At 41.2% G+C, this 18,364-nt stretch carries 8 protein-coding genes and 1 tRNA gene; 1 reads left to right on the top strand and 8 read right to left on the bottom strand.

The window, feature by feature from the left end; all coding sequences use genetic code 11:
• Window positions 1-536 precede the first annotated feature (536 nt).
• The 8 genes from FTW16_RS00055 to FTW16_RS00020 form a co-directional block, all read right to left on the bottom strand.
• On the bottom strand, window positions 537-1,250 hold the full coding sequence (locus tag FTW16_RS00055) for a hypothetical protein (RefSeq protein ID WP_017091606.1): 714 nt from the start codon (window positions 1,248-1,250) through the stop codon (window positions 537-539).
• The gene (locus FTW16_RS00050) at window positions 1,153-7,446 is read right to left on the bottom strand and encodes a hypothetical protein (RefSeq protein ID WP_146489654.1); all 6,294 of its coding nucleotides are present in this window, start codon (window positions 7,444-7,446) and stop codon (window positions 1,153-1,155) included. Before FTW16_RS00050 ends, FTW16_RS00055 begins: the two co-directional genes overlap by 98 nt.
• Window positions 7,447-7,796: 350 nt before the next feature.
• Window positions 7,797-8,204, bottom strand: a complete 408-nt coding sequence (locus FTW16_RS00045; RefSeq protein ID WP_146489653.1) for a hypothetical protein — start codon at window positions 8,202-8,204, stop codon at window positions 7,797-7,799.
• 2 nt (window positions 8,205-8,206) lie between these two features.
• Window positions 8,207-10,360 (bottom strand): site-specific integrase, encoded by a 2,154-nt coding sequence (locus FTW16_RS00040; RefSeq protein ID WP_123284584.1) that lies wholly within the window; start codon window positions 10,358-10,360, stop codon window positions 8,207-8,209.
• A gap of 2 nt (window positions 10,361-10,362) precedes the next feature.
• Complete coding sequence (locus FTW16_RS00035; protein WP_146489652.1) at window positions 10,363-12,102, bottom strand: hypothetical protein; 1,740 nt, start codon at window positions 12,100-12,102, stop codon at window positions 10,363-10,365.
• On the bottom strand, window positions 12,099-13,325 hold the full coding sequence (locus FTW16_RS00030) for a tyrosine-type recombinase/integrase (protein ID WP_123284582.1): 1,227 nt from the start codon (window positions 13,323-13,325) through the stop codon (window positions 12,099-12,101). The genes FTW16_RS00035 and FTW16_RS00030 overlap by 4 nt, the downstream gene beginning before the upstream one ends.
• 182 nt (window positions 13,326-13,507) lie before the next feature.
• A complete protein-coding gene (gene vexH, locus FTW16_RS00025) occupies window positions 13,508-16,621 on the bottom strand; it encodes a vibriobactin export RND transporter permease subunit VexH (RefSeq protein ID WP_146489651.1) in 3,114 nt (1,037 codons plus the stop codon).
• Window positions 16,621-17,697: an efflux RND transporter periplasmic adaptor subunit gene (locus FTW16_RS00020; RefSeq protein WP_146489650.1), complete on the bottom strand. Its 1,077-nt coding sequence runs from the start codon at window positions 17,695-17,697 to the stop codon at window positions 16,621-16,623. Before FTW16_RS00020 ends, vexH begins: the two co-directional genes overlap by 1 nt.
• Before the next feature lie 551 nt (window positions 17,698-18,248).
• Between FTW16_RS00020 and FTW16_RS00015 the strand changes: the two genes are divergently transcribed.
• Window positions 18,249-18,333, top strand: a tRNA-Tyr gene (locus tag FTW16_RS00015).
• Window positions 18,334-18,364: the final 31 nt, after the last annotated feature.

Raw genomic sequence — 18,364 nt, 5'->3', positions numbered from 1 at the left:
AACTATCCTGCCAGAGGGGGGCTGCATCAAATTATTTTCAATTTCTAATCTGGTTCTGATCCGCCAAACTTCCTCAAGCCGAAAAGGCTTTTTGACGCCACTTCGTTTCGTTTTGTTGAAAACTACCATGATGACCTCCTTTTTAATTTGGTCATCACATTGGTCATCACAATTGTAGTTGGAAGGAAATGGACAAAAATGAGTTAAGCTTTTCGCTGTAATTAGCTACTTTAGATAAAAATATATATTGTGACCTACGCGCGTTTGAGAATTTTATCGAATGGTTATGCAAAAAGAAAGCAAGGCTATATGCCTTGCCTCTTTAAGCACATATACCAACCATACTGCCAGTATTTCCGCTTACTCAAGCACCAGCTTAATTGCTGATCTGTGAATATTGTCATCGTCAAGATCACATACTGAGGTTTTGTTGGTCACCAACGCTCGATCGAATGCGATATCATTAACGGAGTGTTTAGGCTTCTCTATCGTCTCAGCATTGCTCTGCAGCCCTAAAGATCCACAGGCTTAACTCTTTAAGTACGACTCGTTTCCAAGATTCTCAATTCTTCCTGAAGCCCTTGTCTAATCGACTTGCTTATCTTTTCAAAAGCTTCTAATTCAGCTATTCGATTGCTTAAATTCTGAACTCTTTGTTCTGTTTTATCTGGTGCAATCTCATCTGAAAATCTAGCTATAAACTGGTATTCATTTGAATCCACAGCCCCTGATACATGTTGTAGCCAATCTTTTGTATTATCATTTTTTGCGTGCTCGACAGCTTGTTCAAATATAAAAGTGATTAAAGTTCTTGCTGCTGAATCGAGGTGTTTAGCTAGCTCAACCCAAGACGTTGAACCTCCCAGTTGCTCATTTTCCTGACCATCATAACTATTTGAAAAATAGCGGGGCATCACGGTTTCTGGGCTAAGCGAATCTAAAGCCTTAAATATAGGCTCGAAGTTTTCAAATGGTCTCGTACCGTCAGGAAATACTGAGCGGCTCTCCCAAAGCTGTATTATAGTATTAAAGCATTGCTTCTTCGCTTCCTCATCTCCGTTCTCAGCTAAAAGAATCTGCTCAGATAGGTAATTAATCATCCAAGCTGTAATATAATCTAGGTCGTTTTCTTGAAAGCTAGAGATGAGTTTTTTACCTAAATTGATAACTTTTTCTTGTGTCTCTAAGTTTTCCGTCTCCAGATAAGATGAAGGTTTTGCTGTATCTTGGTATGTATCCGAGTTCATCATCTTTATTCCTATTTCTGTATGATCCTTTGAAAGTTCGCTGAATATTTACTTGTATAGCAATATCCACATCCAGTTGGTCACAGATAAGTTTTAAAAAGTTAAGAGATGCTGAGGCAGGGCTGCCAGAGCTTATGTAAAAATCTGGATCGTTGGGCTTATCCTCACTCCAGTATTTATTTTCAAGACATATGCTGTGGTCTGATAATAAAGTACAGCTCTTTTCATCCTCACTGTAAGTCACATTGATTACCTCAGTCACGCATTGGCTTAATTTATAGGGCTGAGCGTATATTATTCCAGAGAATGGGTCTTTCGGTTCAATATCATTGATTTCACCATCTGCGATCAGCCATTGCTTGCAACGAAACTTTTGATTGTTTTGATAATCGTAATCAGAATCGCAAAAGTTGTATAAATAACACTCACCAATATGACTATCGAAGTTAGCAGTTGTATGTAAAAGCGACCGACTTAGCTCTTTAGGAACCAAAATAGTAGAGAACGATATATGCTCGTTTCTACCATCCTTATATTCATCCCAGCAGCCCTCAACGTTAAGCCAAGTGGATGATTTGTCTTTGGCAATAAGCTGATCAATAAAGTCTGTTTCAACTATTTGCCATGGCCATTCTTCATCATATTTTTCATTTAACCAATCCGGTTTGTAAATAGGTATAGGATCCCTAAGCTCAGATAGTAGTATACCGTTCTTATTAAGAATTAAGTGCTTGTTAAGCCATGCATCCCAACAATTAACGTCATCATCCTCCCCCTGAATTACTGGCATGGCCTCCAGTAATTTGAAGGCAACTTCAAGCATCAAATGATATGATATATAAAACCTGTAGTTGTCAATTTTAGGATAACTCGAATGTGAACTCTCTATGTCATGCCAATTTCTACGATTTTTCCAAAGGTCTGCTCTTGAATCTGGTATGTGTGAAGATTCAAAGCTCATTTCCCAGCAGTTAAATAAAACATCTTTAGCAAGATCTTCGACTTGCTCACTTGGAATACCAAAGACACGACCTAACGGTTCAAACCAGTATCTATCGAAGTCATAAGCAAACCAAACTTCTTGGAGATCGCCTAATGTATTTTTTTTATGCCAAGGTGAATCCACGCAATAGCGATATTTGTTTTCGTTAATTGTAGAGTGTGGCGACACACAAACTTTTTGAAGCTTTTCAAACGTAGATCTGTCGAAACAATCTGGCCTAAATTGCTGTAACGATAAGCATATTTGTTTTCCATAATATTTAAACAATATTCCACACTCATTATTCAAAGCGATTTCAGAAAACAAATTTTTATTATCTATCAATAAGTTAGTGCATTCGCTTGCACAACGAGTTAATGCTACGAGCAAATATAATTTGGCATGTAAATTATAAAACGTATACTTGGTCGGAACATAATATTTAGGTAGTCCTTCGTTGTAACATTCTATAAGCAAGTTGATTTCAGGCTGGCAATTAAGTTTGTATAATCTACGAACAGCATGCACAGCTCTCCACCGTTCCTCAGCTTGAGGTGAACCGAGATTTACATATATATAACAAACTAAAGCATGAGAGAGATTTTTGGGGACTTGTATAGAATCATTCCAACTACCATCGGCATAATCTTCTTCGATGTGCCTCTCAAGCCTAGATAAGCCAAAGTCTATTAATTCTTGGGCTTCTGCTATGTTTAGATTACTAGCACTGTAATGAGCAAAACTAAACAAGGCACTAGCTGATTCTATATCGACCGAGTTTGATAATCCCTTAATAACGCCTTCTTTTATGGCTACATTAGTACCTTCATTTAAGAAGAAACTATTCAACATATAGTCTCTTTCATAAATCGTAGTGAATCTAGTGGGATACCTAGATGCAATATACTTAACTGAATCATTCCAAAACTTTTCTACTGAGACCTTGTTTTTCCATGCATCAGGGATATTTTCAAATGCCCACCGAAGATCATAAAAATCTAGTTGTTCTGACTGACTAATTACATCTAGGAATGAACGTAATCTTCGTGAAGTAATCTTTTTATAGCATCCCCGCCAAAACTGTTCGGATTTCCTTGGGTAACCTTGGTTTTCATAGCACTGGAATGCATCTCTGAAGCCAGCGTCAGTTGACAAGTCAAATTGTCCGTAAAGCTTATCCCACTGATATTCTTCAGTTTCTTCTTTTTTCATTACACTAGGTAAAGAGCCAGCTCTATCTTGCTTTAAAGACGCTGCGAGCCGTTTAACTTCATCGTATGTTATACACTCCAGCTTATATTGCGTTGCTAATTTATGTATCTCTATCCACTTATCACCGACAATTCCTTGTGTTCTCAAAACTCGAACATAATCATCTAGCATTCGTTGCTGGTTATGCTTGGAATGGTCTTTGGCAAGACATTTCTTTAAAAAGTCAAAAAGTCCATATTCCCAAGAAAATGATGACAATGACCATAGTGAAGCTGGTGATGCAAGATCTGAGTCTACCGCATTATGCGCTAAAGCATATATTTGCCTTTCATGCCAACCTACGTTTCTATCTTTCCACCGACTTAATATGGGGAAAGTTGATTCTGACGAAAGTTGAAAACAGGTTGATACAGCATCATTGCGATCCCAATATTTTTCTCTGGCAACTGAATCACCAATCATTTCTGCACATCTCATATAGCGATGGGCAAGCGCTGGATTATTGACCCCACTTTGTGAACTGCGCTTAGCAATTGATGTTAATGCCTCCCAACGAATGACACCTTCTTCTCCAAAGTCTAATGCTTTGTTTAGCGCCTCATCAAAATAAGACGCGGCATCATCTCTGCCGACACAAAGGACTGCTCTTGATAATTTAATAAAGTGCTCTGAACGCGACTCTGGAGATTCGTCATAGTCATAGTTTCTTAAAGATGAATAACAATGTTCTTCTATTGACTCACTTAGCTCAAGAAGCTTATCGTTCCTACAACTAGCTCTAAGAAAATAGAAATCATCAACAAAAGATACTTTGAGTTTATTGTCGTTGTAATTTTTTACGAACAGAGCTTGTTCTTCTAAGAAGTCAGAGTTACAAAACAGGATGTTTTCAAACTTTGCCTTTGTAATTTCGAAAGGCACTGGTTCATATTCCCGATAAGAGCTGTATCCTATTTTTGAAGATATATTGTTTGCAGATTCATGCTCTTTTTTTAAGTTTATGTCTATACCTGATAAAACTTTAGCTCTTACCATATACCAAGGTAAAAGCTTACCAACTTGCTCTTTAGCTCGCTCTAACTCTCTCTTGGCTTCATAAGAATCATTCTTACTACTCCAGCTACTAGGAATATAATTATCCAAGCTTAAATCAAAATCACCTTTGAGTGCTGCATGAATAGATAAGTAGCGTAGAAGGCTCTCCCTAACACCATCATATTGATGATCATCAGCAACACGATAGCACATGGGGAAATTGAAGTAATAATTAACCCCCCTTCGAATATTCGCGATAGGCAAGTCATGAATTAAACAGGCTTCAAAAAATGATAAGTATGCATCGGCTGTAAAACCGGTGTTGTGAAAAGATTCAGAAGGTTTATCTAACTTAGATTTCGGCTTAATAATTTGATTTAGGCAGCGAGTTAGGCAAGCTCTAGGAGAGGGTTTCCCCACTTTCATCAATTCTGAAGTGATAGCGATAATGAAACTAGGATTGTGCTTACCGTAGTTTGCCATCTTTTCTATATGTTCAAAGTCTCCTGCATCAATAAGCCTTTCCGTACATCTAGAAGTAATCCTATATATACACGAAGATGGGCTCCAAGAGAGTAAGAAGTCAGCACATTTTTTCCAGCCTTTAATTCGATATAGTGCAAATGCTAATTCTACGATTTCAATATCTTCTAGTTTTTCATTAAACCTTTCTTTCTCATCTTTTGCCTCGTTACGTTTTTGAAAATAACGGCGAAGCCAATGTACAGCAGATCTATAGTAACTATAGGCCTCACCTTTCAAACCGGATACACTCGACAGTAAAGATGCTGCGAATACAGTTTCTGAACCATCCCAGCTACCACTTAACTCTTTTCTATGAGCAAGTTCTTGTATGCGCCCAGGAGATAAAAACAAAGAAGCAAGATCTACATTATTTGTTAAAATATCTATTTGGCGGTCATTCCCAGCAATCTCTTCACCAGCGGTCAGCGCCAGTTTTGCCGCTTCATATAACCGGTTGGTCTTTAGAGCAGCTTTAAATGCGTACTGTAATCTTTGCACTTTCACTTGATTATCATCAAAAGAACTGATTGAAGGGAGGAAATTCTCAGATAACGCTAGCTCCACCAATTCGTCTAACTGCTCAGCTTTTAGTAATAGTAAAGGAAGTGACTCTGAAACATACGGAAATTCTGTCGCAAGTGGCTTAATCGCGTTTACAAACGAATATATTTTTTCGGGAGTTGTAGAGTAGTTATCTTGAAACCACTTTTCAGTTGGTTCATCTCTAAATTGAACGGTGTCATCAATTTGCCATAGCGGGTGGCCTAAATCTGCTATAAAACTTTTTACTGAGTCCGTAGATACATTAGCCGCCTTCGCTAAAACTGCTATTGGCACAAATGGTGGCAACACAGCCAACCCTATGCAGATACTGTCTATGCTCTCACGATAGTTTTTAGGAAACTCATCCTTAATTCTAAAAATTGACTCTTCTAATTGCCGTTCTATTAAGTCTTCAACAGTTAATACTTTCGAACCAAAAGACAGCAACAGGTTGCTCAACGAAGATATTTTTAATGATAGTGCATTAGATTGCACTCGCGGGTTTCCGCCTGTTAAGCGATTAAACTCAGTAGCTTGTTCTATAGTTGAAGCCGAATACTTAGCTTGTAAATTGACAAGCGTTTCATCGTTTGAAAACGGAGATAGTTGGATTGGTTTAATGGAAGACGGTGGGTCGAGAAGATCTAATCTCTCTGGTCTACACGTAAACACCAATCTACAATTGTCAGGCACCACTTCTTTTAAAAGTTGGCTGACGAAACACGTCCCCCCGTGTTCTTCAGCAGCCATTTCAGCATTGTCTGCGGCATCAAAGATTAATACTAAAAAAGCACTTTCATCCTGCGCTGATAGTGTAGTACAAACTTCTCTAATTCTGTTCAAAAATGCCTTAATCCAGTGCTCATCTGGTTCGTTTCTAGTTGGTATTATCTGATCGCATAAACCTTCTTTTGCAAGCGTGTTGATCACCTGAGTAAGAGCGTATTTGGCTTCATGCCGTTTAGCGCTTGTTCTACGGTAACTTCCGTTCCCAAAACAATCATATGCTATTACGATTGATGGTTCATTGAATTCGGTAAAGAGGTTACTACTTAAAATTGACTTACCTACACCACCATTTGCAGTGATAATAGTGTGTGTTGTAGCCGACTTTATAGACGCAACGATACAGGTTTGTTCATCTCTAGGGATGTAATTGTCGATTGGCTCAAAGAGTGGCGGAGCTGGGAAAAAGTCATCGAAACTTATTACATCAAAAGCTTCAAGCATATCTTCTCGTTTAATGACATTAGATTGACCCGGCTCGATTTTTTCCCAAACTTTGGCTACTAACAGTTTTTCTCTATCTAGGATATTTTTTGAAACAGATAACTTAGCTAGCTCTTTGTGAATATCGTATTTTTGTTCATCGTAATTGCCTTCGGAATCACACAACTGCAAGCATTCGCAAAATTTCTTGAGCTTCTGCCCCTTGAAATTTGTATATTCTTCAAGTGTTTTTGTAAATCCATCAGGGGCATTTTCACCACTAGCTATTTTCTCAATGTATTTCTTAAAGTTTCGTGAAATTAAGCGATTTGTAAGAACTGTAAATTTTACGTTTTTTAAAATTTGTATGGATCTTGTTAATTCAGAATAACGCTTTGCAAATCCTTCAATAGTTTCTTTCAATTCAGACAGTGTAAATGGGGTGTCAGCTCGCACAGTCGAATGCTTTAACTGGAAATATTCTACACGTCGGTCACCCTTTGAAGATTGACGATACTCCGCTAGATCAACAACACATTCGCCAGCTAAGCCACATTCTTGTGACCCCTCGATAGTGATGTGTTGCAAGTCAGTATTGAAGTCTAATAGCTCTAAACATCGCTTTACTGCCCATCTGTAGTGAAAAATATCACCAGCTCTTGAATAGTGGATCAAGTCAGAGTTCTTTTTCATCGCCGTATTTTCTTAATTTATCAATGCATTAGAGAGGTTAAATTAGAAATAATACTAACATAGAGCGATGGCCCCAACACGCTTTTTGTCCTAGAGCAGCTTTGCAGGTTGCTACGACAAATCAGCCCCCTGAATAGCTATGCACATATGAGGTTTGAACCACATTAGTTCTTGTATGCAAAGTTAGGATCTGCAAAATCGCGAGGAGTATTAACTCAAAACAATAATTGGGGCAGAAGCGTGTTAGCTAATTCACTCCTCCAGACCTGACATTACTCAAAACAGATCAGACTTTATTAAAACTTAGCAAAATTTATTGTCCGTCGACATTTGCCATTTCAGGCTTTTGATTACACCTTCAAATTCTTCACGCTCGTCGAATTTTTTCTAGTTTTGGTTTTGTAGCGATGTAACTCCCAAGTCATTTGGGCCACCTTATCTGCCATGACAACATGCTCCGACTCTAACTGCTCATTCTTAGTTTTGAGCCTTTCGTTTTGCTTCAACACTTCCTGATATTTATCCTTTGAAACCTGAGATTTTGACTTATTTTCCTTCGCCTTAACCACACCTACTTTCTTTGGATCTGAAAGGTACTTTTCTTTTTCTTCAAGCACCCTCCCCAACAACTCAGCATGATTCTTCAAAGAGCCGTTAGCCACACCCGCACGTTTTTCGACAGCGAACGGACTAATCTTTTTCCCTTCCTTCAAAAGTGCTTTAAAAGCGTTCTCTAGCTTTACAGCTACCGCTGCCATGCTTATACCTCTACTCTATATTTATCAAATTCAATGCCGTGATCTGACATCACCTTTTCAGCCGCCCTAATGTCATTAAGCTGAGTGGCTAAAGAGCTTTTATTAAACAAATTCATCTCTTTCATCTTTTCAATTTTAGCTATACAGCCCTCACGTCTTCTAACCCAATTCTCAGCTTCTCTTTTATTGACATTGAGGTTTTCACAATCTCGACCTACACACTTAGAAGACTCAAATAAGTGATTCATACTGCACGAGTCTCCTGCGAAGCAAGTACCAAAACCTGTTGATTTATTTGCGCCTTTTGTCTTACTGACCAGTTCATTAAACTCAGCAGAACTTTTTACTCCATCACCCTCAAAGGATTGTATGTATCCACCTGACTGCTCCTCAGGGTGCTCAATAATATCCTTCATGTAATCATGATGTTGTGCATTATATTGCTCTTCAATCTGCTTCTTGATTTCTGCTGGTTTTTGTATGCCCATGAGCGTCAAAACTTCTGAATGACTGGCATAAATGGCAGTCATAGATAGATTAATGTGCTTGAACTGATGTTTTAATGATGCGAGTGATACCAAACCATGCCCAACAGCAAAATGGGCAAATGTTCGTCTTAATGAGTGAGTTGAAACGTGCCAGTACAATTCTCCACTACCATTCTCTTTGATAGGGTAATATCTCTTTGGCACGACAGAATTTAATAGGTTATACAGTTCATCCATTTCATCTGGAATATAACGAATATCAATGTATTTGCTATAAAGCGCCCATAGACCCCTAATGTTAACAGTGTTTAATACTGCATCTTTTTGCTGGCGCTTTATATTGTCACCTCTGCCACCTAAGCCATCAAATGTAAACCGAGGCGCGAGGTGAATATCCCCCGATTCTGAGCGATAGTGGTCATTGAGTACAGATAACACCAACAATGCTTTTTCACAAATTGGTGCACACGCCCACGTATCCTCACGCGCCAGTTTTTCTAGCTTATTCGTCCATGACCGCATCGTACACAGTGTTATGCCATCAATATCGACCTCTTGGTATGAGGTACTGTCAATTTGTGTTAGTTCACTGTTTCTCATGCCTGTAAATGCTGAACACGCCCCAAAACATGCGCCTCGAATAACGTTAAACGCATTCACTGCCTGCCGTTCTGTAATGCCATTGCTTTTGGCATATTCCTTTACGTCCAACAACGGATTCTCTTTCTTATAAGCTTCTAGTACCGAGCGATGCGCTTGATTGCGATAAATCGCTTCAACCCCATCCTTTGCTTTTTCCATAAAATCATTAACGAGTTCATTTTCTGAGAGCTTGTTGAGTTGAGCCTTTTCTTTAATATCAACGCCAGTTGTCATCTCCTGATATAGCGCTTTTATTTCAGCGCCACTATCAATACTTGCCACCAATACGTTGTATTCACACTCAACATCACCATCAAAATCACGGCCATTTAAGAACTCTGTATACGCTGATTCCACGTCATTAATGATACGAGATAAATACTGCTCATAAATCACTGGAATTACTGTGGGGTGGTGCCCTTTGCCAGAGCCAGCAATTTTCTTTGCTAGACTTCTGGCTGTTTGCCCCTCTTGATATGGGATTTGAAAGCGATGAGATTCTGGAAAATACTGATTAACTTGTGTAAAGACACTCAAGGCATCTAGCTTATTTGCAATTGTTTTCTCTGCTTGGCCTTTCAGTGATTCGACCAATTGCGAAAAAACAATTTCATTGTTCAAGTAGCCAAAAGAGTCAATACTTGTGTCAAAAAACATTCTTAATGTGTGTTCAGTACAATGCTGTACTAGCCTTAAGCTCTCAATTTTACGAAAAGTATCAGCTCCTTCAACGTTCAATAACGCCCCTTTACCTCCCCATATTAACCAATACATTCTTTGTTTAAGTTCAATAAGTAGTTTGGGGTTATGCTTGGCACTTTGAAACGCTAGTTTGTACTCTGACTCAGATGCCTTTGTGGTATTAAATAAATCATTGAAATCCCAAGCATCATCCTCAAAGTAAGAGACTGGGCTACCATCTTTGTTTACACTTACCACGGTACGGTTCGTCGGCACAGGGTAGTCTGTAGTGGTTGGTAACGAATACTTATCAAACAAAGCGTGGTCGTGACTAATACTGAACATAGTTACCCCTTAAAGACATCTGTAATGGAATCTTCATCCCACAAAGGGTGACACCCTTGACGTTTGAGATAGGCTTCTGCTGCCTTTAGGTTGCGTTTTTTAAAGCGTTTTTTGATTTCTACGATGGAAGATTGAACCTCACTGAAGTTTTTAATGAAATGCGTTAAATCATTATGAGCGATTAACGCCTCTTTGAACCTCAGTTCAAAGGAAAGAAAACGCCAAATATCATGAACCTCATCGACAACGGCGAAGTTACGACACATAAAGCATTTAATGACATATCCACATCCCAAATCCTTTACATCGTCTTCTTCTAGCAACCCTGCATCCACATTCGTCTTTTGGAATTCACGTTTCTGAGGTGTGTCCTCGCCCTTACAGATACCACCATTGGATATATCATCAACAGTGTGCTTAGAGGCTGTTCTAAGTGCATCAGCCTCTTCAACGGATAAAACCTCACAATATTTAGCCTTTGTCTTTGCAATAGCGACCGTAGCGCCACCTGTCGGGTTCTGCGCATAAGCGTATAATGTCGCCCCGCCTACCGCCAGCTCTCTCCTTGCGATGGCCTTCGAGTTCTTGCCATATCTCGAATTATTCCAAGTGCTTTCTGATTGGTTACGTGAGCTTTCCATTGCTCCCGTCCGACCGTATTGACTCTCTGCATACTGCTTAATCGAGGACTTTAACCGCTCGAAACCAAGCTTAAAGTTTGGGTTGTTCGATACGGCCAACTTTAACGTTGTAGAGCGCTCTATCAATCCTTTAGCGTATCGATACAAGCCCATGGAGCTCGGTTTTTCACCGCTTCTGCGAACAAACAAGTAATGTTTATCCAACTTTAAATCTTCTGCGTTAAGTTTTGATAATTGAATGTGTTCTTCAAAAAAGGTTTTTGATGCAGCCCTTGGGGTAAATGAACGTGTTTCTTCTTTGTAACCACGAGTTTTCAAGCCCTTAACGGAGATGCGGTTTCCACCGATGTTATCGACTTTCCATTCATCTTCTAACACAAAGGTATTTAGAGCCTCTGTCAGACCTGCCGCCGTGTAATAGATGTATAGAAATACGGCATTATTTATTAAGCTATCAAACGCCAACCTTCTTTGAGAATCGCTAATAGATTCGTCCAGATAACACTTATTGAGCGCTTTTCTATCGGATAGAAGAGCGCGACCTATTTTCTTTAACTCTTTTTTGGTGTAGTTGTTCGAATCAAGAGAAGCAGAGTTAGTGTCAAGGTTTCGAAGTGCCTTGGGAATCACGCCCAAACCGAATTTCTTGAGCATCGAGCTGTATTTCGATGCCTCCCACCCGAGGGTTTTGGCCTTTTTAGGTTTGCCATGCAAGCCGACACCTGTTGTTCTTATTGAAAGCCACTGCGCTTGAATGTGGGCACTGGCGGATTCAGCGGATAACTCAACCTTTTGCTTTCCTTTCTTCTCATTAAAGGCGTGTGACAATATCGCTCTTATATCTCTAAAATACGCTACTTTCCCAGACTCAGCCCATCCAGACTGGTCAAACTTGGAGATAAGGAAACGAACATGCTTCTTGGTGCTGTATTGCAGTAATTCTTTAAAATCACAGGTAGTATTCGTGCCGTGGCCATTTTTCCACACAAACTTCCATTGATGAATCGTTGCTAACGGGTTGTCCGATTGCATTTCATCCGTTGGGATAGAGCGATAAATGCGAGCATTTTCTGGCTTGTTAACATCTATGTTATCGGTCATAAAATGCCATCCTCATCCAGTAAGTTCATCATTAATTCAGGCACTTGATTCTTAGTTGGATTTCCTTCCCAATGCGTTAGATAGTGCATGGTGACACTTAAGTCTTTATGACCCGCTTCATCTTTGAGTAACTTCAATGCTTGGGAGGTTGTGATGTCATCCATGTTAACCAAAAGCTCAAATTTATTGGCGAGAAAAGTGACTCTTGTATCATGAAAAATATGGTCAAAATGCGGATTACTGTTCTCTTTTATCGCATTTCGCAATTTACTCCAGAGGGCGTCGATTGAGTTTGATTTTTCGTTTTCTTCTTTAAATCTATTGCCTTCTTTAGTGATGAAAATAGGGGCATCTTCATCACCTGTATTGTAAAAATACAACCTAGCACGTTCCTTATATCGCTCACTCTCACAGTATTTAGATAACTGCTTCATTAGCCACACTGGCATTGAAATCACTCGATTTTTACCACCCTTGGTTCGGCAGCCGTGAGAATTACCAATCTTAATGTTGGTGAACGTTTTACCCCTAAACCCCTTCGGCACTTTCACATGGCGAGGTTTTAAGTCAGCAACCTCTATTGCTCTTAACCCTGAATTGATAGCAGTTGCAACGAGTAACCTAAACTCACCAGACACCCCTGCACGATGCCAGTTGTCTCTTATATGCTGAATATCCATATCATTCATTGGTGTTAACGTGGTTTCCTGCTTCGGGCTGGTAATGGTTATGTCTGTAAGCATCTGACCATATTTGGTGTAACCCGTTACTTCAAAAGGGAGGTTTTCAACATAACCATGTCGCAGACAAAACACATAGAATCTTCTAGTCACGGACAAGGTTGTTGAACCTACACTGCGCCTCATATTGCCGCTGTCAATTTGCTTATTTAAGTAAGCTCGGAACAGATAGATGGGATAACGTTCAAGCTCTTGATTTTCGTCATTCCAGTTGAGATTGTTCTTCCCTAGAAACCTAAAGAAACGAAGTAAAGCATAAGAGGTAGGCTCAGTGTTCTTTATACCTTCAACGATACGACGACTCAGGATATAAGCGTTAGCATAAAACTCAGGCTCACCCTCTGAGGTAAACAGTAATTTCACACCATCGAAACGCATAGGTTTGTGAATAGAGAAATCAGGCTTACCTCCTGAGATATCTTCTTCAACATCCCCAATCTCTATCTCTTTACTTGTTGCAGTGAGATGGTAATAGTGATCCATAACAGCCTCTTCAAAATTAATCTAATTTTAGATTAGACTAACAATCTAATAAGTTCCAATTAAAAAGGGAGTGACTATTACTCCCTCACAACAACTTATTAGATATGTTGGCTGTAAAAAAGCCTGCAATTCGCTAGGAGCAAACGCAGGCTTTTCAATATTGTTACACTATTCCGTGCTCATTAACCGTGACTGGTTCTTCCCACGTTGTCATGGCTAAGCTCTTTATTAAGCTCCGCTTCCACGTGACCCGGAGAGCGTGTTGAGCCAGAAATCAATCGATACATCGCAGGGATTACGAACAGAGTTACCATTGTCGCGAAGCCCATACCGAAGAAGATAACCGTACCCACTGCCACTCGGCTTTCATAGCCCGCACCCGTTGAAGTAATCAATGGGATTGCGCCTGCTAGCGTAGTAAATGCCGTCATCATGATAGGACGTAAACGTCGAGCCGAAGCATCAATGATCGCCTTTTCAAACTCGATACCACGGTCACGAAGTTGGTTAGCAAACTCAACGATCAAGATACCGTTTTTGGTTACCATACCGATCAACATGATCATACCGATCTGGCTGTAGACGTTGAGCCCTTGACTCATCAGCACCAAGCCTAAGAAGCCACCAAAGATACCCATAGGTACGGTGAACATCACCACCAGCGGGTTAATGAAGCTCTCAAACTGCGCCGCAAGTACCAAGTACGCCACCAACATCGCCAACGCAAACACCACTAAGATGCTCGATTGGTTCTCTTTGAAGTCTTTAGACTCACCCGAGTAGCTTACTGAAATATCACCCGGAAGTTGTTCAATCGCTTGTCCATCAAGAAAATCCAACGCATCACCCAGCGTGTAACCTTCCATTAGGTTCGCTTTGATGGTGACCGATTTTTGCTTGTTGTAGTGCGACAAACGAATCGATGATGCCACTTCTTCAATGTGTGTCAGCGTATCAAGCGTGACTAGCTCACCAGACTGAGTTCGCATGTAGATTTGGCTCAAATCGTTGGCATTGTTGAAGCTGTTCTCATCACCACGTAGGTAAACATCGTACTCCTCACCACGCTCGACGAAGGTAGTTTCACTGCGACCGCCTAGCATGATTTCCAAAGTATCGGAGATGTCAGAAACACTCACACCCAGCTCTGCGGCGCGCTGCTTATCTACAGTAACCAGTAGCTCAGGCGTTTTCTCAGAGTAGTCGATATCCGCGCCTTCCATCATCGGTGAATCTTCAGCTGCTTGCTTTAAGATCTCTGCCCATTTCTGAAGTTCTGAGTAATCAGAACCACCAAGCACGAATTGTACTGGTTCACTCGATCCACCTCGGAAACCTGGCATGAACGGGAATACACGCACATCTGGAATACCATTCAACGATTTACGAACTTCGTTCAAGGCTTCTTGCGCTGTCACATCACGTTCGTCCCAATCTTCTAGGATCATGATAACGAAGCCTGTTTGGTCACCCGCATTACCACCAAACGCTGGTGATTGAATACTGAATGACTTCAAGAAGCCTTGACCAAGCAATGGCATTAAGCGCTCTTCAACGATGTCCATGTTGGCAGACATACGGTTATAACTGGTTGCATCGGCACCACGAACAAACGCAAAGATAACACCACGGTCTTCTTGTGGCGTCAGTTGCGACGGTACTTGTTGCATCAAACCATAACTACCACCCATACACGCAATAATGATGATTGGAGCAGCCCAACGCCAATTCAACGCGCGGCGCAATACCGAGCGGTATCCAGACTCTAATTTGCCAAATACACGTTCAACAAACAGGTTAAAACGGTTTGGTTTCACATTCGCTTTAAGGATCTTACTGCCTAGCACTGGCGTTAGCGTCAATGCGACTAGCGACGAGAAGATCACCGACATCGCGAGCAATACAGAAAACTCGGTAAACAACAGGCCAACCATGCCGTCCATGAACGAGATTGGTAGGAATACCATTACCAATACAAGCGTTGTTGCGATTACCGCGAAGCCTACTTCACGAGTACCTTTATAGGCAGCAAGCAGCGGTGACTCACCACGTTCAATGTGGTGGAAAATGTTCTCAACCACCACGATCGCATCATCTACCACCAAACCAATCGACAGGATAAGTGCCATCAGGGTAATCAGGTTGATAGAGAAACCGAAGTAGTACGCGGCAATAAACGACGAGATCAGAGATACAGGTACGGTTACCGCAGGAATAAGTGTTGCACGTGCTTGACCAATAAAGATGTAAAGCACAAGGATAACCAAGCCACCCGTGATAAAGAGTGTGCTGTAAACTTCTGAGATTGAACGGTCGATGAAGACTGTTGAGTCATAATCGACAGCCAAACGAGTACCATCTGGCAAGAACTTTTGAATTGCTTCGACTTCTTTATGGACTAAGTCAGCCACCTCAAGTGGGTTCGCATCTGACTGAGGCACGATACCCATACTTACGTTAACAACGCCGTCACTCTTAAAGGTCGAGTTCTCGTTTTCTGCGCCAATGTAAACATCCGCTACGTCTTTCAAGTAAATAGGTGTGTTATCAGAGGCACGTTTAACGACTAGGTATTCGAAATCTTCCGCTTCAGTGTAAGAACGAGCAGTACGAACCGACATCACAATCGCATCGTTACGAACTTCACCGCCCGGGCTTTCAATGTTCTCACTGTTCAACGCAGATGTGATGTCCGAAGTCGTCACGCCACGACCCGCCATCTGAGCAGGTTTCAGCTTGACGTACATTACTTTGTACAAGCCACCTGAGATATCCACCGAGCTCACGCCAGAAATCAAACTAAAGCGGTCAATCAACACACGTTCGGTGTAATCGGTTAACTGCGTTCGGTCCATCTCCGTCGAGCTTAAGTTGATGTAAACCGATGCTTCGCCACTACCGTTGTTCTTATAAACAATTGGGTCGTCGGCTTCATCGGGCAATGAACGCTGCGCACGAGCTACGGCATCACGAACATCACTCACACCGGTATTGAGGTCGTAACCGAGCTCAAAAGTAATCGTGATTCGCGACATACCGTTACGCGTTGTGGATTCGATCTCATCGATACCACTAATGCCGGATAACTGGTCTTCAAGATTGGAGGTTATTTGGCTTTCAATGATGGTGGCCGATGCACCCTCGTAACGAGTACTGATCGAAACCACTGGGCTTTCAATATCTGGCATCTCACGTACGGCGAGCTTATTGAAAGAGACAATACCAAACACAACCAATAACAGGCTCAATACGACAGCCGCTACTGGTCTCTTTACAGAAACATCAGATAACAACATTAGTTAGCGCCTTCTTGTGCTTTTTTATCACTTGCAGCATCCGCTGGGCGATTAACAGCGAGCTCTTGAACCAACACACCGTCACGCATATTCACAATGCCTTGCACTACGATTTTCTGGCCAATCTCGATGCCCTTTTCGATCACAACTTCGTTATCGATACGTGCGCCAAGGAAAACTTCGGTACGAGTCGCTTTGTTATCTTCGTCAATAACATAAACGAAACGCTTCGTACCTGAATACTCAAGCGCTTGAACTGGAATGATTGGCGCTTCCACTGGTGGGAAGTCCATATCCGCTGCCACTAACATGCCTGGCTTTAGATAATCGTTATTGTTGTCGAAGTGAATTCGAACTCGCAGGTTCAGGGTTTCAGCGTTGATACGAGAATCAATGCCAACCACTGTGCCGGTAAACTGAGTATCACCCCACGCGCTAGTGCGAGCGGTGACTTTCATGCCTTTTGATAGCATTGAAAGGTAGCGTTCTGGGATCTGCAAATCTAATTGCATTACAGATAAGTCGTCTAGAGTCACCAGTTCGGTACCTGATGTCACCATTTTGCCTCGGCTAAAGTCGATAAAACCGACCGTGCCAGAGAAAGGCGCGCTAATGTGAAGATCTTTTAGGTTGGCATTTGCCGCAGCTAAACGAGCATTCGCAATCTCAACATTGGTCTTCTGTGCATCGATTTCCGTTTGAGTGATCGCGTTACGTTTCACTAGGCGTTGAAATTCCGCTAGCTTACGTTGCTCATCTTTTAAATACGCTTGAGCTTCTGCAACGGCAGCTTTCGCTTTATCGTCGTCTAGCTGAACCAACATTTGTCCTTTAGTGACATCTTGGTTCGCTTTGATCTTGATAGAGTCGACTCGGCCAGCCACTTCAGATGTGATCATTACAGATTGTTCGGCTTCTAACTTACCGACCAAAGAAAGAGATTGGCTAACTTGGTGAATATCAACCTGCTCAGTAACAACAGTGACAGTGCTAGGGCCCATACGTTTAGCAAGTGCGGCTGGAGACGCCATAAGGATAGACAAGCTAAGCAGGGTTATAACAGATTTATGCTTCATAATAATGGTCTGCAAGTAAGGTTATACCAATCACAGTGAGCAAGTGGTCAGAAATAGCGCAGGAAAAAGGCTTGAGAACAAGGCAGGATTTTCGATAAGTAGTTATTCTACAATCAAAAATTCTAACGCCGTTATCGAGCATTTTAACAAGCTAAGATGACACCTGGATTTACTACGATTGGTATTATTATCTATAAATGAAATTAACCGTATTCTATCAACTAATGAATACTGTAACGTCAAGAAGTGTAAATCTAGATTAAATTCCATTTACGTTTCATCACGTTTTAGACACATTGAACACAATACAGAAAGCCAATCACCTCAAGGTGTTACCCCTCAGTACGTAAACCTTAGTACAGATGTTCACTTCACGAGCAATATGCGTACTTTTCGCCATCTTTGCCCAAAAAGGCAGCATTTAACACAAAACCATAAGAAAAACCCTTTACACGTTTAACGTGTTTGCTATGATGCGCTCCGCACTTGAGAGATGCGTTGGGAAAAACATCTCTTTAGCCTATCCATTATGAGTTAGGAAAAAACACCCTGGAGGGGTTCCCGAGTGGCCAAAGGGAGCAGACTGTAAATCTGCCGGCACTGCCTTCGATGGTTCGAATCCGTCTCCCTCCACCATATTCTTCTTACCTCTTTAAGAGTTAAGAGA

The organism is Vibrio sp. T20, from assembly GCF_007858795.1.
In the GTDB taxonomy this organism is placed as follows: Bacteria; Pseudomonadota; Gammaproteobacteria; order Enterobacterales; family Vibrionaceae; genus Vibrio; species Vibrio satsumensis.
Note: the sequence above shows the minus strand (reverse complement) of the source record. Positions and strands in the feature narration are given on the sequence as shown.